Origin of the sequence: Streptomyces sp. NBC_00557 (assembly GCF_036345995.1) — a bacterium.
In the GTDB taxonomy this organism is placed as follows: Bacteria; Actinomycetota; Actinomycetes; order Streptomycetales; family Streptomycetaceae; genus Streptomyces.
The window spans coordinates 6,578,662-6,604,136 of sequence record NZ_CP107796.1; the positions used below are offsets into that span (position 1 = coordinate 6,578,662).

Here is a 25,475-nt window from a genome sequence, read left to right on the forward strand (position 1 = left end):
GCGGCCGGGCCACCCGCCCCCACTTCCTCACTTCAGGGTCAGGAACCGCTGCACCAACGAGGCCAGCACCACCGCCAGCAGCGGCAGCGCGAACCAGAACGTGCCCTGCAGCAGCCGCAGCCGGCGAACGCCGGGCCGGACCGCGACCCGTACGACCTCCCGCGCGGCCAGCAGCAGGATCAGCACGACGGCGGCCAGCGCGCCGACCACCGACCACGGGGTCCAGGTGATCCGCGGCCCGATCGGACCCGGGTGCGGCTGCGGTACGGCGCCCGCCGGCCGCTTGCGCAGCGCGTACACGGTGACGTCGTCGTTGACCAGGACCTTGGTCAGCTCCTGCCGGTTGTCCAGGTTCTCGAGCAGCCGGGGCTCCCAGGCCGCCGAATAGCCGGCGTCGAGCTGCAGATAGGTCACCTGGCTGCGGTTGACCATCAGATACGAGTTCGGGCCGGCGTCCTTGAGCGCCTTGACCAGGCCCGACACCAGCACCGGGTCGACGGGTGCGAGGGTGGGCACATAGTCCACCCGCTCCATGTCCTTCGCGCCCCACGGCATCGCCGGGGTCACGTCGTTGACCGTGTCCTGGGTCAGCCACAGCAGCCGTACGGTCGGCCAGTCGTGGGCGTACACCCAGTTCATGGCCGCGACCTCGCCGGGCCGGGTGCGCTCGAACGACTCGTTGCCCCAGCGGGCCACCAGGAACCCGCCGATCAGCAGCAGCCCGGCGAGCAGCGCGGCCAGCGGGGCGAGGCTCACCCGGTCCCTGGCACGCTCCTCGGCCGTGGCCCCGGTGCGCGGGAAGAGGGCGAGGGCGCCGAGCAGGGCCGCGCCCGGCACCGCGAACATGAAGACGCGCAGCGCCATCTCGCCGCCGTACGACTGCATGCCGAAGCCCAGGAACGGCACGAAGGTCAGCACCAGCAGCGAGCGTTCGCGGTAGCGGTGGAAGCGCCGCTGCCACCAGCCCCAGCAGGCGAACGCCATGACCGAGCCGGCCAGCAGCACCCGGGTGTAGAGCACCAGTTTGTGGGTGGAGTCGCCGCCCTGGATCCGGCCGGAGACGGAGGTGGAGACATTGCTGCCGACGCCGCCGACCCCGCCGAACAGGTCGTTGAAGTGCCCGGACCAGTACGGCTCGGCCATGAAGCCCACCCAGACCGCGACCAGCACCGCGAACAGCAGCGGCAGGCCGCGCAGCTCGGAGCGGCCGAGCAGGACGAGCGCGGCGAGCACGCCGAGCATGACGAACGGGGTGAGCTGGTGCGCGGGCACGCTCGCCGCGTACAGGCCGATCAGCACGAGCAGCAGCACGGCCCGTTGCCGCCGGCCGGCCGGTTCCACCTCGGCCTCGCCCGGCCGGAACCTCGTCCAGATGACGCGGGGCGGGCGGAACCAGACCAGCAGGACCGCCACGAACATCAGGTACAGCAGATAGGTGAAGCCCTGCGGGGAGAAGTAGTCCTGGCCGACCCAGCCGCACAGCACGAACAGCCAGACGCCGGTCCACTTCGCCCGCCAGCTCGCCCTCAGCGACCGGGTGAGCAGGAACATCGGGGCGAGGTAGGCCAGCTGGATCGCCGTCGGCCACCAGCGGATCACCTCGGTGAAGTCGGTGACCCCGCAGGCCCGGCCGACGAACGCGGCCACCGCGAAGAATCCCGGCCAGCTCCAGCGGGCGTCCAGGTCGGGTACGGCGGACCCGGTGCGGTCGATGTAGTCGAGGAACCCCAGGTGCTGCCAGGCCGTCGGGAACCGCGGCTCCGTCTCGATCACGGCGGGCAGCGCGTGCAGCGACACGACCGTGGCGAGCAGCGTGAGCAGCAGCAGCGCCCGGTGCTCGCGGCGCAGCCAGAGCAGCGCGGCGAACACGGTGACCAGCAGGGCCGCTCCGACGAGGGTCGGCAGCGGCAGCACCGACACCAGCCCGAGGCCGCCCACGCGGTCCAGGTCGGCCTCGCCGAGCCGCAGCGCGGGCACCCAGTACAGCAGCAGCGCGGCGATCAGCAGACAGCCGAGGACGACACCGCTGCGGGTGGGCGGCAGCCGCCGCGCGGACACCGGCGCCGGCGGCTCCTCGGGCGCGGGTGCGTCCGGTACGGCCGGCTGCGCGGGCTCCGGCACGGGCGGGTCGGTCGTCCCCATGGGGTCGATCCTGCCCACCGACGCTTGCAGTTCCTCCTCGGTGAACGGCGCGTCCACCTCCACCGCCTCCGGGCCCGGCGAGGCCTCGCTGCGCGGTTCTCTCTCCTCCACCGGCAGTCCCAGCGGGGGCACCGGCGTGCCGGCGGGCGGGGTGCCGGGGCCCGGGCGGACGTCCGGGCGGCGTTCCACATGGTCGAAGTCGACGTGGACGCCCAGGGCGAGGGTGTCGGAGTCCAGCGCCCAGGCCGGGCTGTGCCGGCGCGCGGGGGAACCGGCCGGGACCTCGGGCGCCCCCAGGTCGGCGAGGTCGCCGTCGGGCGGCGCCGTGTTCGGCACGGCGTCCGCCCCGGTGCGGACCGTCTTCCACAGCTTCGGCGCGGCGATCGCCGCGACCACGGCCAGGCTGCCGGCCTCGGCGAGGCCCGCGCCGGTCAGCCCCATCCGCGGCAGGAGCAGCAGCGTCAGCCCCAAAACCAGCACGCACAGCAGGCCCTGCAGCCAGGCCAGTCCCGCGGTGCGGCTACGCGCCCGCAGCACCGCGAAGTACGTCTCGATCACCACGCGCAGCACCGAGCCGACCGCGAGCCAGCGCAGCAGCGGGGTCGCCGCGTGCGCGTAGCCCGAGCCGAACACGCCGAGGATCCAGGGCGCGCCGATGATCCACAGGGCGGCGATCGGCAGCATGATCCGGGCCATCCGCTTCAGCGCGGCGCGGGTGAAGGCGGCCAGCCGGGCCGGGTCGTGCGAGCCCTCGACCGTCAGGGACGCGCCCATGTTGATGGCGAGGAGGTCGGTGGTGCCGCCGATGGTGGTGGCGATGTAGAAGTAGGCGTTCTCCGCCGAGCTGACCTGCGCGGCGACGATCACCGGGACGAGGTAGATCACGGCGAGCGAGAACAGCGAACCGGTGTAGTCCCCGGCGAGGAACCGGCCGACCTGGCGCAGCGTCGGCGGCTGGACGTGGCCCTCGGTGGCCTTGGTGTGCCGGGGCACGAGCCGCCGGAACACCAGCCAGCCCAGCGGCACCACCGAGGTGGCGATCGCGGCCACCCAGGAGACGAAGACGCCGCTGGTCGGGATGGCGACGGCGAACGCGACGAGCAGGGCCAGCTTCACCGCCGAGAACACGGTGTTGCCGACCGGCACCCAGGTCGCGCTGCGCAGCCCGGTCAGCACCCCGTCCTGCAGGGTGAGCACGTTCCAGGCGATGACGGCCGCGACGAACCCGAGCCCGTTGACCGTCCCGTGCAGGAAGCGGTACGACGGTCCCCAGGTGTCCAGGGTGACCAGGAAGACGCCCGCCGCCACCGCCACCAGCAGCGAACTGCCCGCGTACGTACGGAAGATGAGCGTGCCGGTGCGTGCCCCGGCGATCGGGATGAAGCGGGCGAGGGCGCCGGTGAGGGTGACCGCTGTCAGCCCGGCGAGGAACTTCATCGCGGCGATGGCGGCCGACCCCTGGCCGACCGCCGACTCGGAGTACCAGCGTGCCGCGGCCAGCCAGAAGCCCAGCCCGAGGACGGCGGAGATGCCGGTGTTCAGCATCAGCGCGTAGGCGTTGCGGAACAGCGGGCTGCCGCCGGGGGACCGGCCCGTGCCGGGCAGCCGCAGGCGGCGCCCGGACTTCTCGGGCGCCTCGGCACCGGTCGTCGCGGACTCGGTCGTGGTGGTCGTGTCAGACACGGGAACGGATGGCCTTCCGGCGGACCTGGCGGGCTCTGCGGACGAGGGCGTACCCCTTGGTGAGGGCACGGTCCCTGGCGAAGGTGCGGGCGATGGACCGGCCGTGGAGCAGCCGCTCGAACTCCTCCACGCCGGTGGCGCGCCGGACCGTGACCCGCTGCAGCGCGTACGGCCCCTGGCGGCGGCGGGCGAGGCCGTTGCCGACGGCGAGCGCCTGGGCGTACCCGCCCGCGCGCACCGCCTCGCGGACCCGGCGGTCGGAGTAGCCGTACGGGTAGGCGAACGAGGCCGGTCGGGCGCCGAGTTCGCCGGCCACGATCTCGGTGCAGCGGGTCAGCTCGGTGCGCAGCGCGGCGTCGTCGAGCTGGTCGAGCTGCGGGTGGGTGTGGCTGTGCCCTCCGATCTCGACGCCGGCGGCGGCGAGGTCCCGCACCTGCGGCCAGTCCAGCATGGTGTCCAGGCCGCCCCCGGTGTCGTACCCGCCCCTGATCCAGCCGGTGGAGACGAACAGGGTGGCCGGGAAACCGTGCTTGGCGAGGACGGGCAGCGCGTGCCGGTGCACGCCCTCGTAGCCGTCGTCGAAGGTGATCAGCACCGGCCGGGCGGGCAGCGGCCGGCCGGAGCGCCAGCGGGCCGCGAGACCGGCGGTGGTGACCGGGGTCAGGCCCAGGTCGCCGATGAGCGCCATCTGCTCCGCGAACGCCTCCGGCGCGACAGACAGAGCGCGGGTGGCGTCGTTGGGCGCGGACGCCACGGAGTGGTACATGAGGATGGGCACCGGGGTGTCAGCCATGAACGCCCTCCTCGAGCGGCGCCACCGAGAACGTCGTACCGCCCCGCCGCGCCCGCAGGCTGCCGACGGCGTAGCCGCCGGCGGCGCTCAGCACCCCGGCGACGATCGCGGCCGCACGGCCCGCGCCGCCCGGCCGGGCCAGCAGGGCGTCCCGCAGGCCACGAGCGACCCCTGCGGGCAGGACCCGGCTGGTGTACCGGCGTTCGGACTCCAGGCCCTTGTCCGCGCCGACGCTCTTCGCGACCAGCGCCTTGGACAGGCCCTCGGCGTAGGTGCGGGTGCGGAAGTAGGCGAAGTGCTCGCGCGGTTCGGGGACCCGGTGGTGGATGACCGCGCGGTCGTCGATGAGCAGGACGGCGTCGGGGCGGACGCGGGTGAGGCGGATGCACAGCTCCGTCTCCTCGCAGCCGAGGGGGCGGCGGTCGCCGTCGCGGCCGATGCCGGTGGCGAAGCCGCCCGCCGCCTCGAACGCCGTGCGCCGGAAGGAGGCGTTCCCGCCGAGCACGTTGCGCACCCGGACCCGGCCCGGCGGCAGCCCCCGGTAGGTGCAGCCGACCACCCAGTCGAACTCCTCCGGGAACCAGGCGGGCCGCCGGCCCGAGGCCCAGACGGGCACCGTGCGGCCGCCGACCGCCATGACGCGCGGGTCGGCGTAGCCCTCGGCGAAGCGGCGCAGCCAGTCCCGTTCGGCCACGGCGTCGTCGTCGAGGAAGGCGATGACCTCGGCGCGGGAGGCGGCGATGCCGGTGTTGCGGCCGGCGGACAGGCCGCGCGGTCCGGCGTTGGCCAGCACCCGGACGCCCTCGGTCGCCTTGTACTCGCGTTCCAGCCGGTCCTTCAGCACCGGGTTGTGGTCCACGACCAGGAGCGTCTCCAGTGCCGGATACGACTGCGCGCGCACCGAGGAGACCGCCGCGAGGATGTCCTCCCAGCGGTCCTCGGTGTACACGCAGATCACGACACAGATGCCGGGATCTCTCAAGACACCTCTCCCCGTACCGTGTCGAGCATCGGCGAGTGGTGTTCCTGACGGCGCAGTTCACGCCGGTTGGAGCGCTCCTTGAGGATGACCTTGAGCACCCGGAACCCGTCGCGCACGGCCCGCAGATTGCTGGTGCCGTGGATGCGCAGGTACTCGTGGCTCGGGATCTCCTGGACCTTCAGGCCGGCCTTGACCACTCTGATGTTCATCAGCGTCTCGACCTCGAAGCCGGTGCAGTCGAGGTCGATCTTGTCCAGGCAGTGCCGCCAGAACGCGTTGTAGCCGTAGCACAGGTCGGTGTAGCGGGCCCCGAACTTGCGGTTGACGACGGTGCACAGCGCCCAGTTGCCGAGTTTGCGGATGAAGGTCATGTCGTCGGTGCCGCCGCCGTTGGCGAAGCGCGAGCCCTTGGCGAAGTCGGCGCCGGAGACCAGCGCGGAGACGTAGCTGACGATCTCGCCGCCGTCGGCCGAGCCGTCCGCGTCGACCATCACGATGATGTCGCCGGTGCACGCCTCGAAGCCGGTGATCAGGGCATCCCCCTTGCCCCGGCCCTGCTGTTCGACGACCTTGACGTCCGGCCACAGGGAGCGGGCCACGTCGACGGTGCCGTCCGTCGAATTGCCGTCCACCAGGACGACTTCGTGTATCCAGTCCGGAAGCGTCTTGAAGACGTAGGGCAGGTTCTCCGCCTCGTTCATGGCGGGAATCACCACGCTCACCGGCGGAGTGATCGCCAGGTGGGAGGAGATCGGCCGGTAGTGGGCGGCGATTAAAGGATCTTGCCCGGAACTCGGCGGGCGCAGGACGGAACTCATGAGTCTTTTCCCTCTCGTCCGGTGGGCCGCCCACCCCCGGGCAGCCCGGATCTGTGTCCGGTTCGAAAGGGGGGTTCTCATCTTCGGCGCGGTGAACTGGTCTCCGTGCACGACGATGAGCTGGCAAAGCTGGCCGGTCCGCCAGACGGCAGCCGGTCGCGCGGCACGGCTCGGTCACAGTTGCGGTCACCGAGCACGGCACCCCCCTACCGCGCCCCGCGCCGGTGGACGCCGCGGCCCCTGAGCCCTCCCCTGGTGCCGTGTGCCGACGTGCCGGTGCGGGTGAGATGTATGACGGTATTGACGATTGAACCGTATCGGCAACCCCTGGGGGCTGGCTCACGGTTTTGTTGGTTTGGCCGTTACACAACTTTGGCCGGTGTTGCTCGGCTATGTGTGCGTTTTCCGGAAATTCGTTCGCGGAGTACGACCAGGAGCAGGAGCAGCACGCTCAGCGCGGTCACCGCGACCACCCCGCCGCGGACCGACCAGCGGTGGACCGCGAGCATGCCTTGGGCAACCAGCATGTCGGCGACGACCGAGCCGGCAAGCGCGCACAGCACCCGGGCGAAGGGATCCAGCCCGCGCAGCGCCGCGGCGAGCGCCACGGCCGGCGCAGCCAGCAGGAAGAACAGGGTGCACGGGCCGCGCAGCCAGGATGTGGAATCGGCGAGAGCGAGCAGCGCACCGCACCCCGCGACGGCGGTCGCGGCCCCCGTGAGCAGTGGCAATGAAGATGTCTTGATGCGGATGGTCTGCATTGGCGACTTTGCCCCCCGACGCGCCGGATGCCGGGCTTCAATGTGGCCCAGCGCCGGGGAGGGCGTCAAGACGGACGGTCTGTCTTTGAACATTCATGGGGCCCCGCCGTGTTGACGCGGCGTCAACAGATCTGACATGTACGTGCAATAGATGAGCGGTGAATGTTTCGCGTTGATCCTGTTGAGACCACAAAAGTTTTGGCATGGACACTTCCCGTCAACACGCGTAGTTGCTACCACAGTTCTGGCAGAGATCCTGCTAAAGGGAGGTTCCATGAGACGTTCCCGACTTACCGGATTCGTGACCTCGCTCCTCCTCGCCGCCGGCCTCGGTCTCGCCGGAACCGGTCACGCGACGGCCGCGACCGGCGGCTATGTGGCCCTCGGCGACTCCTACTCCTCCGGAGTCGGCGCGGGCAGCTACATCGGCTCCAGCGGCTCCTGCGACCGCAGCACCAAGGCGTACCCGTACCTGTGGAACGCCGCCCACAGCCCGTCCTCGTTCGCGTTCAACGCCTGTTCGGGCGCCACGACGGACGACGTCATGGCGAACCAGCTCGGCTCCCTGAACTCCTCCACCTCACTGGTGTCCATCAGCATCGGCGGCAACGACGCGGGCTTCTCCGACGTCATGACGACCTGTGTGCTCCAGTCGGACAGCGACTGCCTCGCCAGGATCGCCACCGCCGAGGCGTACGTGGACAACACGCTCCCCGGCAAGCTGGACACCGTCTACAACGCGATCAGCGCCAAGGCCCCCAACGCCCGGGTGGTCGTCCTCGGCTATCCCCGCTTCTACCTGCTCGGCCAGACCTGTCTCGGGCTCTCCGACACCAAGCGGTCCGCGATCAACGGCGCGGCCGACTACATCGACGCCGCCATCCAGAAGCGCGTCCAGGCCCACGGCTTCGTCTTCGGCGACGTCCGCTCCGCCTTCTCCGCCCACGAGATCTGCTCCGGCAGCTCGTGGCTGCACAGCGTGAACTGGCTCGACATCAGCGAGTCGTACCACCCCACCGCGGCCGGCCAGTCGGGCGGCTATCTGCCGGTGTTCACCAACAACGCCTGACCCGAACGGCCTCGCCCCTCAGGGTGAACTCTCCGGCGAGCCGGAGCCCGAGGGGGAGGCCGTGCCCGACGGGGTCTCCGTCGGCGACGCCGTCGTGCAGTCCACCGAGAACGGCACCAGGTTCGACGTGGTCTGCACGGGTGCGCGCACCTTCACGCCGACCTGGTCACCGCTCGAAGCGCCACCCCGGTACACCGTCAGCGTCACCCGCACCTGCCGGGTCTTCCCGCCGCCCTCCGGGAACGACAGCGTGTGCCACCCCGGGTCGGACACCGATCCCCGTGCCGTCACCCACCGGTACTCCACCTGCGCCGGCAGCCGCCCCACCGTGAACGTCGCCGTGAAGGTGGGCGTCTGCGCGTCCGGCGGCGGACAGCTCCCGGAGTACGTCGTGTTCGCACCGGCCACGGTGACCTGCACGGACTGCGCCGGACGGGTGCTCGCCGACGTGCTGTTGCGCGCCGATGGCGGCGCTGTCGTGCCCGAGTCCGTGCTGCCGTGCGCGGTCGGCTTCCGCGCGCCACCGCTCGCCCGGGTGCCGTCACCCGCGTTCCTCTGAGCGCCGCCGTTGTCACGGTTGAGCAGCACGTACGTCAGCCCCGCCAGCGCGAGCGCGACCAGGAGCAGGCCCGCCACCAGCACCGCGCCTGCCCGCCGGTTGCGCTGCGGCTCGTCGGACGTCGTGGCCGTCGTGGGTGCCGTGGTGCCGGGCGGGGGCAGCGGCGGGGTGGGGGAGGGCTGTCGGTGCGGGGCGGCGACCGTCGGGGTGGCGTACGGCGGCACCGGCATCGTGGCCGCCGTGGACGTACCTCCCCCGGAGGGGGCGCCCCCGGCCGCGACGATCCGCAGGTCGTGCTCCGCCCGTTCGGCGTCGATGCGCTCCGCCGGATCCTTGCGCAGCAGCCCCTCGATGACGCCGGCCAGGGGCCCGGCCCGGCGCGGCGGCGGCAGCTCCTCGTCCACCACGGCGCGCAGGGTGCTGAGCGGGGTGTCGTACCGGAACGGGGAGACGCCCTCCACCGCCGCGTACAGCAGCACCCCCAGCGACCACAGGTCCGACTCCGGGCCCGGTGTCCGCCCGAGCGCCCGCTCCGGGGCGAGGAATTCGGGCGAGCCGATCACCTCGCCGGTCATGGTCAGCGCGGAGCTGCCCTCGACCGTGGCGATCCCGAAGTCGGTCAGCACCACCCGGCCGTCGTTGGCGAGCAGCACGTTGGCCGGCTTCACATCCCGGTGCAGCACCCCGGCGGCGTGCGCGGCGCGCAGCGCGGACAGCACCTCGGCGCCGACGTGCGCGGCCCGCTGCGGCGACAGCGGCCCCTCCGCCTCCAACTGGTCGGCGAGCGACAGCCCGCGCACCAGCTCCATCACGATCCACGGCCGGCCGCCCTCCATGGCCACGTCGTACACCGTGACCACATTGCGGTTGGCGACCCGGGCCGCCGCCCACGCCTCCCGCTCCAGGCGTGCGTACATCCGCTCCACGTCGGAGGCCGGCAGCCCGGCCGGGGCCCGCACCTCCTTGACGGCGACCTCCCGGTGCAGCACCTCGTCCCGGGCGCGCCACACGGTGCCCATGCCGCCCTCGCCCAGCGCGGACAGCAGTCGGTAGCGGCCCGCGATCACACGTTCGCGGCCCGGCTCTTCGGACACGGCGCCCCCCAAGGCAAGTCGCGTGATTTCTCCCCGTCGCGTGATTTCACCCCAAGTTAGCTCAGCCGAGCGCGGATGCGGCCCCCTTGAGCACCAATCCGGCGCCCAGAGCCATGACGGCCAGCGCCGACGCGAGCGGTACCGAGCGGCGCACCAGCGCGGCCACCGGGTGGGCGGTCCAGCGCGGACGCCGCTCCAGCACCCGGCTCATCCCCGAACCCAGCCGCACCACCGCGAACCCGGCCGCCGTGAGCGTCAGCGCGAGCCCGGCGCCGTAGGCCACGACGAGGAGCAGCCCGAACCAGGCCTTCCCGAGCGCGGCGGCACCGACGAGGACCACCACGGCGGAGGGGCTGGGCACCAGCCCACCGGCGAAACCGAGCAGGATGGTGCCGCGGAGGGTGGGGGCAGTGGGATGGGTGTGGGTGTGGCCGCCGTGGGTGTGGGCGTGCCCTTCATGGGTGTGGGTGTGGGGGTGACTGGAGTGGCTGTGCACGTGGGCGTGTCCCCCATGGGTGTGCTCTCCATGGGTGTGCTCTCCAGGGCGCGGGGGGTGATGGTGGCGGGCGGACCACACCCTCCGTACGAGGCCCGCACCCGCCGCCAGGACCAGCACCCCTCCCGCGATGCCCAGCCAGGCGATCACCGACGGCGTGGCGGCCGAACCGGCCGTGACGAGCAGGCCCAGGGCGACCACGCCGAGGGTATGGGTCACGGTGACCGAGGCGGCCAGCGGCAGCACGTCCCGCAGCCTCGCCCGGCCCCCACGGGCCGCCGCGGCCGCGGCCATCAGGGTCTTGCCGTGGCCCGGCGCGAGCGCGTGCATCGCGCCGAGGACGATCGCGACGAGCAGCGCGAGCGCGGCGAAGCCGACGGTGAGGTCGTGGCGGGCCACGAGGTCGTCCAGCGCGCGGGTCCAGCGGTCGGCGCCCCGCGGCAGGATCGCGGCCCCCGGTGCCGCCTGCCGCTCCTCGGCGAGGGCCGGGCCGCCGGGGCGCAGGCGCACGGAGGCGGCGGTGGTGTCGGCCGGTGAGGACAGCAAGTCCTTCGGATACGTGGTCAGTTCGTGCGAGACCGACGTCTCCGGCACATCGGCCCCGGTGAGTGTCATGCGGTCGCCGCGCGCGGTGATCTCCCGCCAGCCGGGTCCGCCGGTGCCGCCCGCGCTGTGGAAGCCGAGGGTCACGGTGGCGGCGCGGGGGAGCGGGGCGGTCAGCCGGCACTCCACGCGCAGGGTGTGCAGCCCGGCCTGGCCGGGACGCAGCCGCGCCGTGGCGCCGACGGCGGTCAGCGTGGCCGTACGGCCATCGACCGTGAGCCTGCTGCCCTCGGCGGCCCGCGCGCACCGCTGCCGGGCCCACTCGGCCGTGCCCAACCGCTTGAGGTCGGGCCCGGCCTGGGTCGCCGGGATCTCGGCGAGGTCCTCGACGTGGTCCACGCGCAGCTGTCCGGGGGCGGCGACCAGGCCGTCGTAGCGGTTGACGGTGAAGTTCCCGAGCGGATGCGCGCTCGCCGGGCCGGCCGGCAGCAGCGTGAGCGCGCACCCGGCGAGGAGGAGGAAGGGCAGGCGGAGCTTCACTGCGTGGCCTCCAGGGCTTTGCGGGCCTCGGTCGCGCCGAGCGGGGAGAAGCCGGGGTTCAGGCGCAGGGCCGCGGTGAGGGAGGCGCGGCCGGCCGTGCGGTGGCCCGTGGCCAGCTCGATCACGCCGCGGTGGTACAGGAAGGCGGCGTTGCGGTAACCGGTGGCGGTGGCCCGGTGCGCGTACGGCAGCGCCTCGGCGTCCCGGCCGTTCACATGCAGCGCCCAGGCCAGTGCGTCCGCGGTGTGCACGGTGGGCCGGCGGGCCCATTCGGCGCGGGCCGCGCGCAGGGCGGCCGCCTTGTCGCCGTGGTCGGCGGCGGCCAGCGCGGTGTCGAGGTCGGCGTTGACGCCGTTGGCCCGGGCCAGCGCGATCCAGGCGTCCACGAGCGCGTACTGCTGCCTTGCCCTGGCCCGGTCGCCGGCCGCGCCGCGCGCCTCGTACAGCTCGCCCAGTTCGACGAGCGGACCGGGCAACGGATACCGGGACACCACGGTCTCCATCCCCTTGATCGCCGCCGTGCGGTCCCCGCTCGCCGCCTGCGCCCGCGCGCGGCCCTCCAGCGCCGGCAGGTAGGTGTCGTCGGCGGCGAGGGCACGGGCGTAGCAGGTGAGCGCGGTCCTGTAGTCCCCCTGGTTCCAGGCGAGTTGGCCGAGCTGGGCGGACACGTACGCGATGTCGCCCGGGGAGGTGGCGCCCGCCAGCGCCTGCTTGAGGACCCGGCGTGCGGTCACCACGTCACCCTGCAGCTCATGCACATACGCGTACCGGGTGAAGACCGGCACCCCCGGCTTGCGGGCGTCGGCGGTCTCGGCGGCCTTCGAGGCCTCGGCGTACCGGCCGAGTTCGACCAGGGCGTCGATACGGGAGGACAGCGCGCGCTCGCTGTACGGGTTCTGTCGCAGTGCCTGGTCCGCGTAGGTCAGGGCGTCCTTGAAGTCGTGCCGGGCGGCGGCGAGGGCTGCGCGGCCGGCCAGCGCCTGGTCGTTGTCCGGCACCAGCGCGAGGGACCGCCCCAGCGCCCTGTCCGCCTGCGGATAGCGCGAGGGGTCCCCCTTGGTCCGCGCCTGCTCGACATATGCCAGACCCAGCGTGGCCCAGCCGCCGGAGTCCTTGGGCTGGGTCCGCAGATGCGCCTGAAGCGCCGCGATGCTCGCGTCCAGATCACCGCCGCCGAGCACACCGGGGTCCACGGCGGACGAGGCGACCGGCACGGTGACGGGCGCCCGACCGGCCCCGAGCGCGACGGCCGCACCGGTCACCGCCACGGCCAGCAGCGCCGCACACCCGATGAGCTGAGCGGCCCGCCAACGCCGCCCGGCAGCGGCGAACCGCCGAACGGCGGCCACACGCTGATCGGCCCCGGGGGCCGGGACGGTTCCGGAGCCGGCCTCCGCACCTTCGGCATCGGAGCGGCCCGGGCCGGCAGCGTCCGGCGCATCGTCCTCGGCGGCGCTCACCACAGGCCCGGCGTTGCCCTGGCGCCCGCTGCTCGCCTCCTGCCCGGCGTTGCCCTTCCGCCCGGCGCCACCGTTCTGCCCGGTGTCGCCCTTCCGCCCGTCCATGTCGTCGTCCTGTCTGCGCGGGCCCATGCCGTCTCCTGCGTGCGTCGGTCGTGTGGAAGGCGCGGCCCGTCGTGGGGGAGGGGAAGATACGGGCCGCGCCGGTCTGGGGTGGGGCGGGTCAGTACGGGCGGCGTATGCGCCGGCGCCACCAGCCGACGGCCGTGCCGAGGAGCAGGATTCCGGCCGCGCCCGAGGCCGCCGACGCGGCGATCAGCACCGTGTTGCCGGAACCGGAGCCGCCGGACCCGGCCGGTTGCAGGGCGTCGCCCAGCTGGCTTCGGACGTCCGTGCCCGCCGTCGTGCCCTTGGCGAGCGGGCCGCGCGAACCCGAGGTGGGCTCGGCGACGTACGGGAAGTACTTCTCGAAGCCCTTGTCGTTCTTGTCCACCGCGTCGCCCAAGTCGTTCTTCGAGCCGACCAGTTCACCCTCGACGACCTGCAACGCCTCGTCGATCACGTCGTCGGTGAGCCGGCGCCCGTTCGGGAAGCCCGCGTTGTCGCCGTCGAGCACGCCGAGCCGCTTGGGATGCATGGCCGGCTTGATGGAGGTGTTCAGGCGCAGTTCCTCCGCGGGGCGCACGTTCGGCGGCTGGTTGAGGCCCTTCACGCCCTTCAGGAAGACGTCGACCAGGTCGTTGCGCGGCTCGCTGGGCGCCTTGATCTTGTAGATCGACTCGATGAGCCTGGGCAGTTCGGGGTTGGTGACGTTCTTCAGGAACTGGGCGTCGTACCAGGGCTGGGAGGCGTTGAACCTGTCCTTGTCCTTCTGCGGGTTCACCACCTCGTTGACCAGCGGGTTGCCCAGGCGCGAGACCTGCGTCCAGTAGCCCTGCGCGTTGCGGCGCTGGGTGGTGGACCAGATGCCGACGACCGGCTGCCCGGCCGACTCGCGGATCAGGTCGTTCGGCACCTGCAGGGCGATGGTGTTGACGTTGTAGCCCTTCAGGGTGTCCCGGCCGACCTCGCTGAGGTTGCCGCCGTACAGCAGGTCGAAGACGCGCAGGTCCGCGAAGAACGGGTCGTCCGCCTGCCCGGCGAAGGTCGCGGCGCCGCCCGCCGTCTTGTACACGGCCTGCGCACGCAGTTTGCCGTAGTCCGGCATGGACGCCTTGCCGACGTCCGACGGCGCCACCGGCACGTCGTCGGCGAGCTTGGTGTCCGACATCACGTGCTGGTTCTTCAGCCGGATCAGATCGATGTCGTACGTCTGTGTGATGTTGAGGTCCGGGTCGGCCAGGCTGGTGACCGGGCCCGTGTTGTACAGGAACGTGTTGCCGTTCTTCGTGTGGGTCTTGAAGGTGTAGCGAAACACCAACTCGCCCTGGGCGTCACCGTTGTTGTCGACGTGGATGTCGTACTGGGCGTCGTCGGCGAACGTGTAGAAGTTCGGTCCGCCCGCCGGCTCCTCGAACGGGATCCAGTTCGCCACGATCGTCGTCGTGTCGGGCTTGTCCGGGCTGACGAACGCGTACAGGTCGGTGTTGTCGTACTGCGGGGTCCCCGAGATCAGCGGGGCCTCGCGGTGGGAGGAGGCGGAGGCCGCCCCGGGTTCCAGCGCGGCGGCGCCGGCGGCCGCGAGCCCGCCGGCCGCCAGCGCACCGCAGAGGAGCGCGGCCAGGCCCGTGCGTCCCGTGCCGCTCCGTGCGAAGGGCCCCCTGGAGAAGAGAGGTGTCATGCCGTCCGTCCTCAGTGCCGACTTGCCTTTGACGGACGGGTCTTCGGAGCGGCCCCGCCGATCGGATTGGCCGGACGGAGAAGATCCGCGGAAAAAACTTTGGGCACGCTCCGACCCGCGTTTTCGGCCCGCCGATCCGTATCACCCGCGGGAGGTGTGCGTTCGTGCGGATGCGTGGAGTGCGCGGAAGAGCCGGCTGCGGGCACAAAGAGGCCGCCGCTGAGCGGGCGGACGAGCTGCTGGTGCTGGTCGCCGACGGTGACCAGCGGGCGTTCGAGGACCTGTACGCGCTGGTGTCCGGGCCGGTGTACGGCCTCGTACGGCGGGTGGTGCGCGACCCCGCCCAGTCCGAGGAGGTCGCCCAGGAGGTCCTGCTCGAGACCTGGCGGCAGGCCGCCCGGTACGACCCCGGCCGGGGCAGCGCGCTGTCCTGGATCCTCACCCTGGCCCACCGCCGCGCCGTCGACCGGGTGCGCAGCGCCCGCGCCGCCGGCGAACGCGAGCAGCGCGAGGCCCTGCGCGCCGGGGAGCCCGCCTTCGACCAGGTCGCCGAGGAGGTCGAGGCCGGCATGGAGCGCGAGTGGGTGCGCCGCTGCCTGCGCCGCCTGACGGACCTGCAACGCCAGTCCGTGACCCTCGCCTACTACGACGGCTACACCTACCGTGAGGTCGCCGAGCGGCTCTCGCTGCCGCTCGGCACGGTCAAGACGCGCATGCGCGACGGCCTCACCCGGCTCCGCGAGTGCCTGGGAGGAGCCGTATGAGCGTCCTCGGCCGCCTGCTGCGCCGCGAGGGCCCGCACTCCCTCGCCGCGCCCTACGTCCTCGACGCCCTCGAACCGGCCGAGCGGCGCCGGTTCGTGAAACACCTGCGGGGCTGCGACCGCTGCACCTCCGAGGTCCGGGAACTGGCCGAGGACGCCGTGCGCCTCGCCTGGTCCACCGCGGCCCACGCGCCCCCCGCGCTGCGCGACCGGGTGCTGGCCGCCGTACGCACCACCCCGCAGGAGCGGGGCCGGACGCCGGCGCCGGAGCGCACCGCCCAGCTGCCCCCGCACGTCTGGGGCGCCCAGCCACCGCCGGGACGCACCCGTACGCCCCGCACGCGCCCTCTGTTCGTGCCGCTGGCCACGGCGACCGCGGCGGCGGCCCTCGTCGTCGCCTCGCTCTTCGCCGTGCAGGCCCAGCGCAGCCAGGGCCGGCTGGACGCGGAGCGGTCGCGGGCACGTGAGATCGCCCACGTTCTCGCCGCCCCCGACGCCCGCGCCGCCACCAGCCAGGACGCCCGGGGCCGCGGTATCGGAGTGATCGCTTCCGCCGCGGAGGGCGAAGCCGTCGTCACCCTCAGCGGATACGGCGCCCCGCCCGCCGGCCGCGTCCACCAGCTCTGGCTCATGCGCCCCCGCGCGCAACCGCGCTCCCTCGGGCTCTTCGCGGGCGACACGCCCTTGGTCGCGAAAGGTCTCGGCACCTCCGCGACGTCACTCGCCGTGACCGTCGAGCCTGACGGCGGGTCAGCAGAGCCCACTGGTCAGCCGATTGTCCAACTCACCCTGAAATCGGTCGGATTCGGAGAGTAGTCAACGACGGATGGTCAACCGCCTTGCAGGGAAGGTGAATCCTGTGGCCGAGATACACGCGTGCCCCACTGGGGCGATAGGGTTACTCTGCCCGGGCCGGGTGGACTCGTACGGGTGGGGAGTGACATGGAGCAGATAACAGTGCGCAGCAGGGCCAGGGTCCCTGCGATCACCTGCGGGAGCAGCGCGACCAGTTCGCGCCTCGACCGCCATCTGTCGGTGCTGGCGGGCCCCGCCATACCGCAGCGGGAGACGGTCGAGGCGACCTCGCTGATGCGTGAGCTGACGGCGCGTGACACCACGCACGAGCGTACGGGCCGGGGTGCCCGGGTGAGCCGGGTCTCGCTCTTCGCCCCGCTGCGTCGACTGCGCCGTTCGCTGTTCGGCGGCCACCGGCACTGAGCGCGCCGCGCGCTCAGGCCGCCACACCGTCCCGGCGCATCGCTGCGATCTCGTCGTCCGTCATCCCCACGGCACGCAGCAGCGGCCCGGTGTGCTGCCCGAGCGCCGGCACCTCACCCATCCGAGCCTCGTCCCCGCCCGGCAGTGTGATGGGAGGCAGCAGCGCCTTCAGCGGCCCGACCGGCGACTCCACCTCACGCCACCGCTCCCGGGCCGCGAGCTGCGGGTGCGCGGCCAGTTCCCGCAGATCCCGCAGCCGGGCGCAGGCGATGCCCGCCTTCTCCAGCCGGGCGAGCGCCTCCTCGGTGTCCAGCACGCCGAGCGCCCGCGCCACCAGCTCGTCCGTCGTCTCCCGGTTCGCCACCCGTGCCGCGTTCGTCGCGTACGCCGGGTCGCTCGCCAACTCAGGGCGCTGTATGACCTGTTCGGCCAGCCGCTGCCACTCCCGGTCGTTCTGCACGGACACCAGGACACGCCCGCCGTCCGCCGTCGCATAGGCGTCGTACGGCGCGATGACGGCGTGCGCCAGCCCCGTGCGCGCCGGCGGCTCACCCCCGTGCATCGTGTGGTGCAGCGGGTGCCCCAGCCACTCGGCGAGCGCCTCCAGCATCGACACCTCCACCGGCCCGCCCCGCCCGGTCGTCCCCCGCCGCACCAGGGCCGCGAGGACGCCCGAGAACGCGTACATGGCCGCCGCGATGTCCGCAGCCGGAATCCCGGCCTTCACCGGCTGCTCCGGCGTCCCGGTCACCGACACCAGACCGGCCTCGCACTGCACGAGCATGTCGTAGGCCCGCTTGTCCGCGTACGGCCCCGAGGAGCCGTATCCGGAGATGTCCACGGCGATCAGCCGCGGATGGGCCGCGCACAGCGTGGCCGCGTCGAGGCCGAGCCGGGCCGCCGCCCCGTGCGCGAGGTTCTGCACGAACACGTCCGCGTCCGCGATCAGCCGGCGCACGGCCTGAAGGCCCCGCGGGTCCTTCAGGTCCAGGGCGATGGACTCCTTGCCGCGGTTGCACCACACGAAGTGCGAGGCGAGACCGCGGGCCGCCGTGTCGTACCCGCGCGCGAAGTCGCCGCCGTCGACCCGCTCCACCTTGATGACCCGGGCGCCCAGATCGGCGAGCTGCCGGGTCGCGAACGGCGCGGACACGGCCTGTTCGACGGCGACGACGGTGAGGCCCGCGAGGGGCAGGGGCTGGGTGTCCGTGCGCTGTTCCATGCCCGGATCATGGCCCGTGACCGGCGGGTTTGTCAGTAGCCCCGCACTCGACCGGTTCGCCTTGTCCGTCACCCTGGTGCCGTCGAGGCGCCGATCGTCAGTCTCTCGCCCATATCGAGACCAGGCGCATGATGCCCGTCTGGAAGCCGCCCCGAAGCGCCGCTAGATCAGTGCGAACTGGCCCTCGGGCCCCTCCTCGTGGTGGTCCAGGACCGAGGCCGGGCGGCGGGACGCCTCCGGCACCGGCAGGACGCCCGCCCGCCGCAGTTCGGCCGCGCCGATCGCGGAGGTCACCTTCAACTCGGCCCGCAGCGGTCGCAGTTCGGCCAGCAGGGCGAGGACAGTGATCAGCTCCAGCAGTTCCGACGTCCAGGCCTGCGGCCAGCCGGCCGGGCGGATCGCGGCCAGGGTGCCCGGTTCCGGCGCGGTCGTGCGGGCCGCGAACCAGGACTCCAGCACCCTGGATCCGGCCACCTCGTACTCCCAGGCCTCCGGCGGCACGGGCGAGATACGGCCCTCGTCGAGGTGGAGGGTCTCCTCGTCGGGGTCGTAGCGCAGGGTGAGGGGCCGGGCCGGCAGGGGCGCGCGGACGTAGGGGCGGCGGCCGCCGGGCAGCTTGGGGCGTTCGCCGTCGCGGCGCATCAGCCACAGCATGCGGCGGCCGAGCTCGACGCCGGCCGTCCACACGGCGGGGTCGTCGGTGAGCGGGACGGTCAGGTCGGGGGCGGCGGCCGCCAGGATCCAGGCGAGGACGTCGACCGGAGCGGCCGGCTCGCCCAGGCGGCCGGAGAGGTGGGCCGCCAGGCCGGGTGCGAGGTTCGGTTCCGCGCCGCCGGGGCGGCGGTACAGGGGGCGGATGCGGCCGGTGCGGAGGGTGGGGAGCAGCGAGGTCGCCAGCAGGGGATCGTCGCCGCCCGTCTCCACCGTGAAGACCTGGTGGGCGTCCGCCACCCGCCACAGCTCCGGCCGGGCGGCGTCGATCAGCCGGTGGTCCGGGATCAGCCACTGCTCGTCGAAGGGCGCCGCGAGGACGCGGACCGGCTCGGCGCAGGGGCCCTCCGCGCGGGCGAGCCGGCCGGTGCCGGTGGACTGGCCGGGGAGCTGGCCCACCGCCGAGTCGAGGGTGCGGGCGCGGGTCGGCTCGAACAGCGCCTCCCGGTCGGGGCCGTCGGCCTTCAGCAGGGCGTCCCAGCGGGCCTTCAGACAGGCGGGGTCGGGCGCCGTCGGCCAGGCGCGGCCCGGCCGCAGCGGTGCGACGGACCACGGCATGAGGTCCGCCAGCAGCGGAGCGTCGTCGTGCGTCACGCAGGGCATCGTACGGCCTGACCGGGGCCCCGTATCAGGTCGCGTCCAGGGTCACGGTGAACGAGAACCGGTCCCCGCGGTAGTGGATGACCGCGACGTCCAGCACCCGTCCGCCGCTGTCGTACGTCACGCCCGTGTAGTGCAGGATCGGGCTCAGCAGCGGCACCTTCAGGAGCCGGGCGGTCTCCGGGTCGGCGAGCCGCGCCTCCACGGTGTCCGTGATACGGCTGATGTCCGCCCCGACGACGTCCCGCAGCACCTTCGTCATCGGCCAGCGGATCAGGTCCTCCAGGTGGATCCGCGCGGCGAGTTCGGGGCGGACGTGGTTGACGGCGTGGTTGGTCGGCTCGCCGGTCTTCTCGTCGCTGCGCAGCCGGTGGTAGGCGGCCACCTCCGCGAGGTCCGGGAAGTACTCGGCGAGAGCGGCCGGCACGGGCACGTTGCCGTGGTCCAGCAGCTCGGTCGTCATCCCCGACTGCTGGGCCACGATGGCGTCCACCGAACCCAGCAGCCGTACCGGCGCGCCCCGCCGGACGCCGGGCTCGATGAACGTGCCGCGCCGCCGGTGCCGGCTGATCAGTCCCTCGTCCTCCAGCTCCTTCAGCGCCTGCCGCATCGTCAGCACGCTCACGCCGTAGTGCTCCGCCAGCCGCTCCTCCGTGGGCAGCCGCAGCGGGTCCTCGGGGGAGCGGCCGAGTATCGAGGCGCGCAGCGACTGCGACACCTGGTACCACAGCGGCAGCTTGCGGTTCAGGACGATGGAGTCCGGGGCGAAGGAGGTCACTCGGCTATCCGTACCGGTCGATGAACGTCAGGCGCAACAGCGCTGTCACGCCGCTGTCAGGCGCGGAAACGGCTCTCGAGCCCCTTCCAGACGTCGTCGTAGCGCTGCTGGAGGTGGTCCGCGGACGCCGCGTGCGCGGTGAGGGTCACCGGCCAGCGGGTCTCGAACATGAAGGCCAGGCCGTCGTCCACCTTCTGCGGCCGCAGCTCCGCCGTGCTGGCCCGGTCGAAGGTCTCCCGGTCCGGGCCGTGCGCCGACATCATGTTGTGCAGGGAGCCGCCGCCCGGCACGAAGCCCTCCGCCTTGGCGTCGTACGCGCCCTCGATCAGGCCCATGTACTCGCTCATCACGTTGCGGTGGAAGTACGGCGGCCGGAAGGTGTCCTCGCCCACCAGCCAGCGCGGGGCGAAGACGACGAAGTCGACACCGGCCAGGCCGGGGGTGTCCGAGGGGGAGGTCAGGACCGTGAAGATGGACGGGTCCGGGTGGTCGTAGGAGATGGTGCCGATCACATTGAAACGGCGCAGATCGTAGACGTACGGCACATGGTTGCCGTGCCAGGCGACCACGTCGAGCGGGGAGTGGTCGTACGTCGCCGTCCAGAGGTTGCCGCAGAACTTGCTGACCACCTCCACCGGGCCGGTCACGTCCTCGTACGCGGCGACCGGGGCCTGGAAGTCCCGCGCGTTGGCGAGGCCGTTGGCGCCGATCGGGCCGAGGTCGGGGAGCCGGAAGGGCGCGCCGTAGTTCTCGCACACATAGCCCCGGGCAGAGTCGTCCAGCAGCTCCACACGGAAGCGCACCCCGCGGGGGATCAGCGCCACATGGGCCGGCTCCACGGCCAGCCGGCCGAACTCGGTGTGCAGCAGCAGGCCGCCGCGCTCCGGCACGATGAGCAGTTCGCCGTCGGCGTCGGAGAAGACGCGCTCCATCGAGGCGTTGGCGTGGTACAGGTGCACGGCCATGCCGGTGCGCTGGGTGACGTCGCCGTTGCCGCCGAGCGTCCACAGGCCCTCGAGGAAGTCGGTGCCGGCCGGCGGCTCGGGGAGCGGGTTCCAGCGCAGCCGGTTCGGGTCGGGCACGGTCTCGGTGAAGGGGGCCGTGCGGATCGCGCCGTTGTCGGTGCGGGTGAACGCCGGGTGCGCGGCCGAGGGGCGGATGCGGTAGAGCCAGGAGCGCCGGTTGTGCGCCCGCGGCTCGGTGAACGCGGTACCGCTCAGCTGCTCCGCGTACAGCCCGAGCGGCGCCCGCTGCGGCGAGTTGCGGCCCTCGGGCAGCGCGCCGGGCACCGCCTCGGAGGCGTGCTCGTTGCCGAATCCGGTCAGGTACGACAGCCCCGCCGCGGTCTTCCGCGCGTCCCCGCTCATGATCGCTCCCTTGCGCTCCCTATTCCTATGCAACACCGTAGGAATAGGTGGGGGCGGATGCAAGAGGGCGACGGGGGCGACGGGGGCCACTTGACAGGACGACGCGCACGCCGCGTACGAAACAGGACGACGCGCACGCCGTGTACGAAGGGAGGCGCACGCCGTGTAGGAAGGGAGACGCGCTCCACCGCCGCAAGCGCCCGCACTCGCCTCCCGGGACGCCGCGCCTACTCCGTCAGGCGGACGTCCGGAGCCTGCCGGAACCCGACTTCAGGCGGATTCGGCGGGCCGGCGCGTTGTCCTACTCTCCCGGCATGCCCAGGACGTCGTGGACCCGCAGGACGCTCGCCGTGCTCGCGGCGGCCGTCCTGCTGCCGCTCGGCGCGGCGGGCTGCGCGTCCGGTCACCACGGCGGCGGCGGGATCTCGCCCTCCCCGGTCGGCAAGATCCTCGACGGCACCGACGACACCGGCCGCCATCTGCGCGAGGTCGGCAAGAAGGACGCGCCTCAGGTCGCCGTCGAGGTGACCCCGGACCCGGCCGGCGGCTGGGACGTCCGGCTGACGTTCCGTCACTTCCGCTGCTCCCCGCCCGGCGCCGGGGCGACGGCGGTCGGCGGGCGCGGGCTCGTGTACCTCTTCGTCGACGGCCGCCGGATCGCCCGGCTGCGCTCCCACGGCCACCACCTGCCCGACGGCCTCGTCCCGCACGGCACCCACCACATCACCGCGCGCCTGTACGCCGACGACGGCACCGCCTGGGCCGTGCACGGCAAACCGGTGCAGACCACCGCCGACATCACGGTGTCGGACCCGGACCCGGCCGGTCCCCCGGCGGGTACGGCGACCCCCGCCGCCCGGAGATGAGTGCACCGGCCACTGTTCTCCGTACAGGAGGGTGAGGTTCACCCGACCCCGGCGGGGAGGCATCATGAGGTCCGTGCCCCATGCGACATCGCTCCGCCGCGCGCCCGTCCAGCGGCGCAGCGCCGAACGGCTGACCAGGATCCTGGACGCCTGCGCCGAACTCCTCGACGAGGTCGGCTACGACGACCTGAGCACCCGCGCGGTCGCCCAGCGCGCCGGTGTGCCCATCGGCTCGGTCTACCGGTTCTTCGGCAACAAGCGGCAGATGGCCGACGCCCTCGCCCAGCGCAACCTGGAGCGGTACAGCGAGCGGGTCACCGAGCGGCTGAAGAAGGCGGACAGGGGGGACTGGCGGGCCGCGATGGACGCGGTCCTGGACGAGTACCTGGCCATGAAGCGCACCGCGCCGGGCTTCTCCCTGGTCGACTTCGGCAACCAGATACCGGTGGGCTCCCGCCACGCCGAGCCCAACACCCGCGTCGCCGACCGCCTCACCGACCTGCTCTCCGGCTACCTCGGCCGCACCCCCGACGACCATCTGCGCCGCGTCTTCCTGGTCGCCGTGGAAAGCGCGGACACCCTCGTCCAGCTCGCCTTCCGCACCGACCCGGACGGCGACGAGGCGATCATCACCGAGACCCGCGAACTGCTGCGGGCGTATCTGGGGCGTGTGCTGGACTGAGTCCCCGCCGCGGTGCGGCAGGAGAGAGAACTCCGGAAAGGGCCAGGAAAGGACTCCGGAAAGGGCCGGGAAAGAACTCCGGAAAGGACTCCCCGGAAGGACTCCCCTCCATGCATACCGGTCGGTATGCTCACCCCGGCGGGCCGAGCCCGTCCGTGCTCGCCCCGGCACCGCCGCCGACCCCCGGGAGGACCCGTGTCCCGCACCGCCCTGCGAATCTGCCCCCTGTGCGAGGCCACCTGCGGGCTGACCCTGACCATCGAGGGCACCCGGGTCACCGCCGCCCGCGGTGACCGCGAGGACGTCTTCAGCAAGGGGTTCATCTGCCCCAAGGGCGCCTCCTTCGGAGCCGTCGACTCCGATCCCGACCGCCTGCGCACCCCGCTCGTGCGCAGGGACGGCGAACTGCGCGAGGCCACCTGGGAGGAGGCCTTCGACGCGGTCGCCGCCGGACTGCGCCCGGTAGTGGAGGGGCACGGGCCGGACTCCGTCGGCGTGGTCCTCGGCAACCCCAACGTGCACACCGTGGCCGGCGCCCTCTACCCGCCGGTGCTCCTCGCCGGCCTGCGCACCCGCAGCCTGTTCACCGCCTCGACGGTCGACCAGATGCCCAAGCACGTCTCCAGCGGGCTGCTCTTCGGCGACGCGAACGCCATCCCGGTGCCCGACCTCGACCACACCGACCACCTGCTGCTCATCGGCGCCAACCCGCTGGAGTCCAACGGCAGTCTGTGCACCGCCCCCGACTTCCCCGGCAAGCTGAAGGCGCTCAAGGCCCGCGGCGGCCACCTCACCGTGGTGGACCCGCGCCGCACCCGCACCGCCCGGCTCGCCGACCGGCACCTGGCGATCCGCCCCGGCACCGACGCCCTGCTGCTCGCGGCGATGGCGCACACCCTCTTCGAGGAGGGCCTGGCCGACCCCGCCCACCTCGCCCCGCACGTCCAGGGCCTCGACGAACTCCGGGAGGCGATAAGGGACTTCACCCCCGACGCCGTCGCCGAGGCGTGCGACATCGACGCGCCGACCATCCGCACCCTCGCCCGCGAACTGGCCGCCGCCCCCACCGCCGCCGTCTACGCCCGCATCGGCAGCTGCACCGTGCCGCACGGCACCCTGGCCAGCTGGCTGGTGGACGTCCTCAACATCCTCACCGGGAACCTGGACCGGCCCGGCGGCGCCCTCTTCCCGCAGGCCGCCACCGACAGGACGCCCCGCCCGGCGGGCCCCGGCCGGGGCTTCAAACTCGGCCGCTGGCACTCCCGGGTGCGCCGACTGCCCGAGGCCAAGGGCGAGTTGCCGCTCTCCGCGCTCGCCGAGGAGATCGACACCGCGACGGACGAGGGCGAGCCGGTCCGCGCGCTGATCGTCGTCGCCGCCAACCCGGTGCTGTCCGCGCCCGACGGCGACCGCCTCGACAAGGCGCTGGACTCCCTCGACTTCATGGTCAGCGTCGACCCGTACCTGAACGAGACCTCACGCCACGCCGACGTCGTCCTGCCCCCGCCCCCGCCGTCCCAGAGCCCGCACCACGACTTCGCCTTCAACACCCTCGCCGTGCGCAACCAGGTCCGCTACAGCCGCCCCGCCGTCCCGCTGGAGCCGGGCCGGATGGCCGAGAGCGAGATCCTCGCCCGGCTGATCCTCGCGGCCACCGGCATGCACGGCGCCGACCCGGCCGCCGTCGACGCCATGGTCATCGAGCAGACCCTCGCCAAGGCCGTACAGGAGGAGCACTCGCCCGTGTACGGGCGCGACCCGCAGGACCTCGCCGGGCAGCTGACCGGGGAGAACGGTCCCGAGCGGCGGCTGGACATGATGCTGCGCCTCGGCCCGTACGGCGACGGCTTCGGCGCACGGCCCGACGGTCTGAGCCTGGACAGGCTGCTCGCCCACCCGCACGGCATCGACCTCGGCCCGCTGCGCCCGCGCCTGCCGCAGCCGCTGAAGACCGCGAGCGGCAAGGTCGAGCTGCTGCCCGGGCCGATCGCCGCCGACCTGCCCCGGCTGCGCGAGGCGCTGCGGGAGCGGCCCGAGGGGCTTGTCCTGGTGGGCCGCCGCCATCTGCGCTCCAACAACAGCTGGATGCACAACGTGCCGGCCCTCACCGGCGGATCCAACCGCTGCACCCTGCACATCCACCCCGAGGACGCGGCCCGGCTCGGCGTCCGCGACGGGGCGGACGTCCGCGTCAAGGGCGCCGGGGGAGAGGTGGTGGCGCCGGCCGAGGTCACCGACGCCGTACGGCCCGGCGTGGTGAGCCTCCCGCACGGCTGGGGCCACGACCGCCCCGGAAGCCGGATCAGCCACGCCGCGAAGGACCCGGGCGTCAACGTCAACCAGCTCCTCGACGGCAGCCTGCTCGACCCGCTCTCCGGCAACGCGGTCCTCAACGGCGTCCCCGTCCAGCTGGACGCAAGCCTGTGACCTGACCGGCAACCGGCTCGGCCAGGTGGCGGCGCCGGCCGCCGCGGGCCTGGTCGCGGGACTGGCCGGGGTGGATTGCGCCGCACGAGCGATCTCTGACGACTCGCCGGGTGTCGGGTCG

At 73.1% G+C, this 25,475-nt stretch carries 20 protein-coding genes; 7 read left to right on the forward strand and 13 right to left on the reverse strand.

Annotated features, from left to right (window positions below):
- Positions 1 to 27: 27 nt before the first annotated feature.
- From OG956_RS28925 to OG956_RS28945, 5 genes are all read right to left on the reverse strand, one after another.
- Positions 28 to 3,825 carry a lipopolysaccharide biosynthesis protein gene (locus tag OG956_RS28925; RefSeq protein ID WP_330340939.1) on the reverse strand — a complete coding sequence of 1,266 codons (3,798 nt, stop codon included), beginning with the start codon at positions 3,823 to 3,825 and terminating at the stop codon, positions 28 to 30.
- The gene (locus tag OG956_RS28930; protein WP_330340940.1) at positions 3,818 to 4,618 is read right to left on the reverse strand and encodes a polysaccharide deacetylase family protein; all 801 of its coding nucleotides are present in this window, start codon (positions 4,616 to 4,618) and stop codon (positions 3,818 to 3,820) included. The genes OG956_RS28925 and OG956_RS28930 overlap by 8 nt, the downstream gene beginning before the upstream one ends.
- Positions 4,611 to 5,600, reverse strand: a complete 990-nt coding sequence (locus tag OG956_RS28935; protein ID WP_330340941.1) for a glycosyltransferase family 2 protein — start codon at positions 5,598 to 5,600, stop codon at positions 4,611 to 4,613. Before OG956_RS28935 ends, OG956_RS28930 begins: the two co-directional genes overlap by 8 nt.
- Positions 5,597 to 6,418: a glycosyltransferase family 2 protein gene (locus OG956_RS28940; protein ID WP_330340942.1), complete on the reverse strand. Its 822-nt coding sequence runs from the start codon at positions 6,416 to 6,418 to the stop codon at positions 5,597 to 5,599. Before OG956_RS28940 ends, OG956_RS28935 begins: the two co-directional genes overlap by 4 nt.
- A 362-nt stretch (positions 6,419 to 6,780) precedes the next feature.
- Positions 6,781 to 7,179, reverse strand: coding sequence for a hypothetical protein (locus OG956_RS28945; protein ID WP_330340943.1), 399 nt, complete (start codon positions 7,177 to 7,179; stop codon positions 6,781 to 6,783).
- 274 nt (positions 7,180 to 7,453) lie between these two features.
- Between OG956_RS28945 and OG956_RS28950 the strand changes: the two genes are divergently transcribed.
- Positions 7,454 to 8,248 (forward strand): SGNH/GDSL hydrolase family protein, encoded by a 795-nt coding sequence (locus tag OG956_RS28950; RefSeq protein WP_330340944.1) that lies wholly within the window; start codon positions 7,454 to 7,456, stop codon positions 8,246 to 8,248.
- An 18-nt stretch (positions 8,249 to 8,266) separates the two neighbouring features.
- Here the strand turns inward: OG956_RS28950 and OG956_RS28955 are convergent, their stop codons facing one another.
- The 4 genes from OG956_RS28955 to OG956_RS28970 all read right to left on the reverse strand — a co-directional run bounded on the left by OG956_RS28955 (position 8,267) and on the right by OG956_RS28970 (position 14,720).
- A complete protein-coding gene (locus tag OG956_RS28955; RefSeq protein WP_330340945.1) occupies positions 8,267 to 9,901 on the reverse strand; it encodes a serine/threonine-protein kinase in 1,635 nt (544 codons plus the stop codon).
- A 61-nt stretch (positions 9,902 to 9,962) separates the two neighbouring features.
- Positions 9,963 to 11,480 carry a nickel transporter gene (locus OG956_RS28960; protein WP_330340946.1) on the reverse strand — a complete coding sequence of 506 codons (1,518 nt, stop codon included), beginning with the start codon at positions 11,478 to 11,480 and terminating at the stop codon, positions 9,963 to 9,965.
- Positions 11,477 to 13,072 (reverse strand): tetratricopeptide repeat protein, encoded by a 1,596-nt coding sequence (locus OG956_RS28965; protein ID WP_330340947.1) that lies wholly within the window; start codon positions 13,070 to 13,072, stop codon positions 11,477 to 11,479. The genes OG956_RS28960 and OG956_RS28965 overlap by 4 nt, the downstream gene beginning before the upstream one ends.
- Positions 13,073 to 13,163: 91 nt before the next feature.
- Positions 13,164 to 14,720, reverse strand: coding sequence for a DUF4331 domain-containing protein (locus OG956_RS28970; protein WP_330340948.1), 1,557 nt, complete (start codon positions 14,718 to 14,720; stop codon positions 13,164 to 13,166).
- 170 nt (positions 14,721 to 14,890) lie between these two features.
- On the opposite strand from OG956_RS28970, the gene OG956_RS28975 reads away from it, so the two are divergent.
- The 3 genes from OG956_RS28975 (at position 14,891) to OG956_RS28985 (ending at position 16,701) form a co-directional block, all read left to right on the forward strand.
- Complete coding sequence (locus OG956_RS28975) at positions 14,891 to 15,484, forward strand: sigma-70 family RNA polymerase sigma factor (RefSeq protein ID WP_330342979.1); 594 nt, start codon at positions 14,891 to 14,893, stop codon at positions 15,482 to 15,484.
- On the forward strand, positions 15,481 to 16,299 hold the full coding sequence (locus tag OG956_RS28980) for an anti-sigma factor (RefSeq protein WP_330340949.1): 819 nt from the start codon (positions 15,481 to 15,483) through the stop codon (positions 16,297 to 16,299). The genes OG956_RS28975 and OG956_RS28980 overlap by 4 nt, the downstream gene beginning before the upstream one ends.
- 126 nt (positions 16,300 to 16,425) lie before the next feature.
- Positions 16,426 to 16,701 (forward strand): hypothetical protein, encoded by a 276-nt coding sequence (locus OG956_RS28985; RefSeq protein ID WP_330340950.1) that lies wholly within the window; start codon positions 16,426 to 16,428, stop codon positions 16,699 to 16,701.
- A 13-nt stretch (positions 16,702 to 16,714) separates the two neighbouring features.
- Here OG956_RS28985 and OG956_RS28990 read toward each other — a convergent pair whose 3' ends face one another.
- The 4 genes from OG956_RS28990 to hmgA all read right to left on the reverse strand — a co-directional run bounded on the left by OG956_RS28990 (position 16,715) and on the right by hmgA (position 21,379).
- A complete protein-coding gene (locus tag OG956_RS28990; RefSeq protein ID WP_330340951.1) occupies positions 16,715 to 17,923 on the reverse strand; it encodes a CaiB/BaiF CoA transferase family protein in 1,209 nt (402 codons plus the stop codon).
- A 162-nt stretch (positions 17,924 to 18,085) separates the two neighbouring features.
- Positions 18,086 to 19,237, reverse strand: a complete 1,152-nt coding sequence (locus OG956_RS28995; RefSeq protein ID WP_330340952.1) for a type ISP restriction/modification enzyme — start codon at positions 19,235 to 19,237, stop codon at positions 18,086 to 18,088.
- A 25-nt stretch (positions 19,238 to 19,262) separates the two neighbouring features.
- Entirely contained in the window at positions 19,263 to 20,012 is a 750-nt protein-coding gene (locus OG956_RS29000; protein ID WP_330340953.1) for a GntR family transcriptional regulator, read from the reverse strand.
- Positions 20,013 to 20,068: 56 nt separating this feature from the next.
- A complete protein-coding gene (gene hmgA, locus OG956_RS29005; RefSeq protein ID WP_330340954.1) occupies positions 20,069 to 21,379 on the reverse strand; it encodes a homogentisate 1,2-dioxygenase in 1,311 nt (436 codons plus the stop codon).
- Positions 21,380 to 21,693: 314 nt separating this feature from the next.
- On the opposite strand from hmgA, the gene OG956_RS29010 reads away from it, so the two are divergent.
- The 3 genes from OG956_RS29010 to OG956_RS29020 all read left to right on the forward strand — a co-directional run bounded on the left by OG956_RS29010 (position 21,694) and on the right by OG956_RS29020 (position 25,354).
- On the forward strand, positions 21,694 to 22,245 hold the full coding sequence (locus OG956_RS29010) for a hypothetical protein (RefSeq protein WP_330340955.1): 552 nt from the start codon (positions 21,694 to 21,696) through the stop codon (positions 22,243 to 22,245).
- A gap of 64 nt (positions 22,246 to 22,309) precedes the next feature.
- The gene (locus OG956_RS29015; protein WP_330340956.1) at positions 22,310 to 22,927 is read left to right on the forward strand and encodes a TetR/AcrR family transcriptional regulator; all 618 of its coding nucleotides are present in this window, start codon (positions 22,310 to 22,312) and stop codon (positions 22,925 to 22,927) included.
- A 195-nt stretch (positions 22,928 to 23,122) separates the two neighbouring features.
- Positions 23,123 to 25,354: a molybdopterin oxidoreductase family protein gene (locus OG956_RS29020; RefSeq protein WP_330340957.1), complete on the forward strand. Its 2,232-nt coding sequence runs from the start codon at positions 23,123 to 23,125 to the stop codon at positions 25,352 to 25,354.
- The last annotated feature ends 121 nt before the right edge of the window (positions 25,355 to 25,475 follow it).

What these genes read in the sequence shown, in the direction of transcription:
- OG956_RS29010 (WP_330340955.1), top strand. Translation starts at nt 21,694, where the DNA reads ATGCCCAGGACGTCGTGGACCCGCAGGACGCTCGCCGTGCTCGCGGCG.
- OG956_RS28975 (WP_330342979.1), top strand. Translation starts at nt 14,891, where the DNA reads ATGCGTGGAGTGCGCGGAAGAGCCGGCTGCGGGCACAAAGAGGCCGCC.
- OG956_RS29015 (WP_330340956.1), top strand. Translation starts at nt 22,310, where the DNA reads ATGAGGTCCGTGCCCCATGCGACATCGCTCCGCCGCGCGCCCGTCCAG.
- OG956_RS28940 (WP_330340942.1), bottom strand. Translation starts at nt 6,418, where the DNA reads ATGAGTTCCGTCCTGCGCCCGCCGAGTTCCGGGCAAGATCCTTTAATC.
- OG956_RS28965 (WP_330340947.1), bottom strand. Translation starts at nt 13,072, where the DNA reads ATGGGCCCGCGCAGACAGGACGACGACATGGACGGGCGGAAGGGCGAC.
- OG956_RS28930 (WP_330340940.1), bottom strand. Translation starts at nt 4,618, where the DNA reads ATGGCTGACACCCCGGTGCCCATCCTCATGTACCACTCCGTGGCGTCC.
- OG956_RS28980 (WP_330340949.1), top strand. Translation starts at nt 15,481, where the DNA reads ATGAGCGTCCTCGGCCGCCTGCTGCGCCGCGAGGGCCCGCACTCCCTC.
- OG956_RS28945 (WP_330340943.1), bottom strand. Translation starts at nt 7,179, where the DNA reads ATGCAGACCATCCGCATCAAGACATCTTCATTGCCACTGCTCACGGGG.
- OG956_RS28990 (WP_330340951.1), bottom strand. Translation starts at nt 17,923, where the DNA reads ATGGAACAGCGCACGGACACCCAGCCCCTGCCCCTCGCGGGCCTCACC.
- OG956_RS28970 (WP_330340948.1), bottom strand. Translation starts at nt 14,720, where the DNA reads ATGACACCTCTCTTCTCCAGGGGGCCCTTCGCACGGAGCGGCACGGGA.
- OG956_RS28985 (WP_330340950.1), top strand. Translation starts at nt 16,426, where the DNA reads ATGGAGCAGATAACAGTGCGCAGCAGGGCCAGGGTCCCTGCGATCACC.
- OG956_RS28950 (WP_330340944.1), top strand. Translation starts at nt 7,454, where the DNA reads ATGAGACGTTCCCGACTTACCGGATTCGTGACCTCGCTCCTCCTCGCC.
- OG956_RS28995 (WP_330340952.1), bottom strand. Translation starts at nt 19,237, where the DNA reads ATGCCCTGCGTGACGCACGACGACGCTCCGCTGCTGGCGGACCTCATG.
- hmgA (WP_330340954.1), bottom strand. Translation starts at nt 21,379, where the DNA reads ATGAGCGGGGACGCGCGGAAGACCGCGGCGGGGCTGTCGTACCTGACC.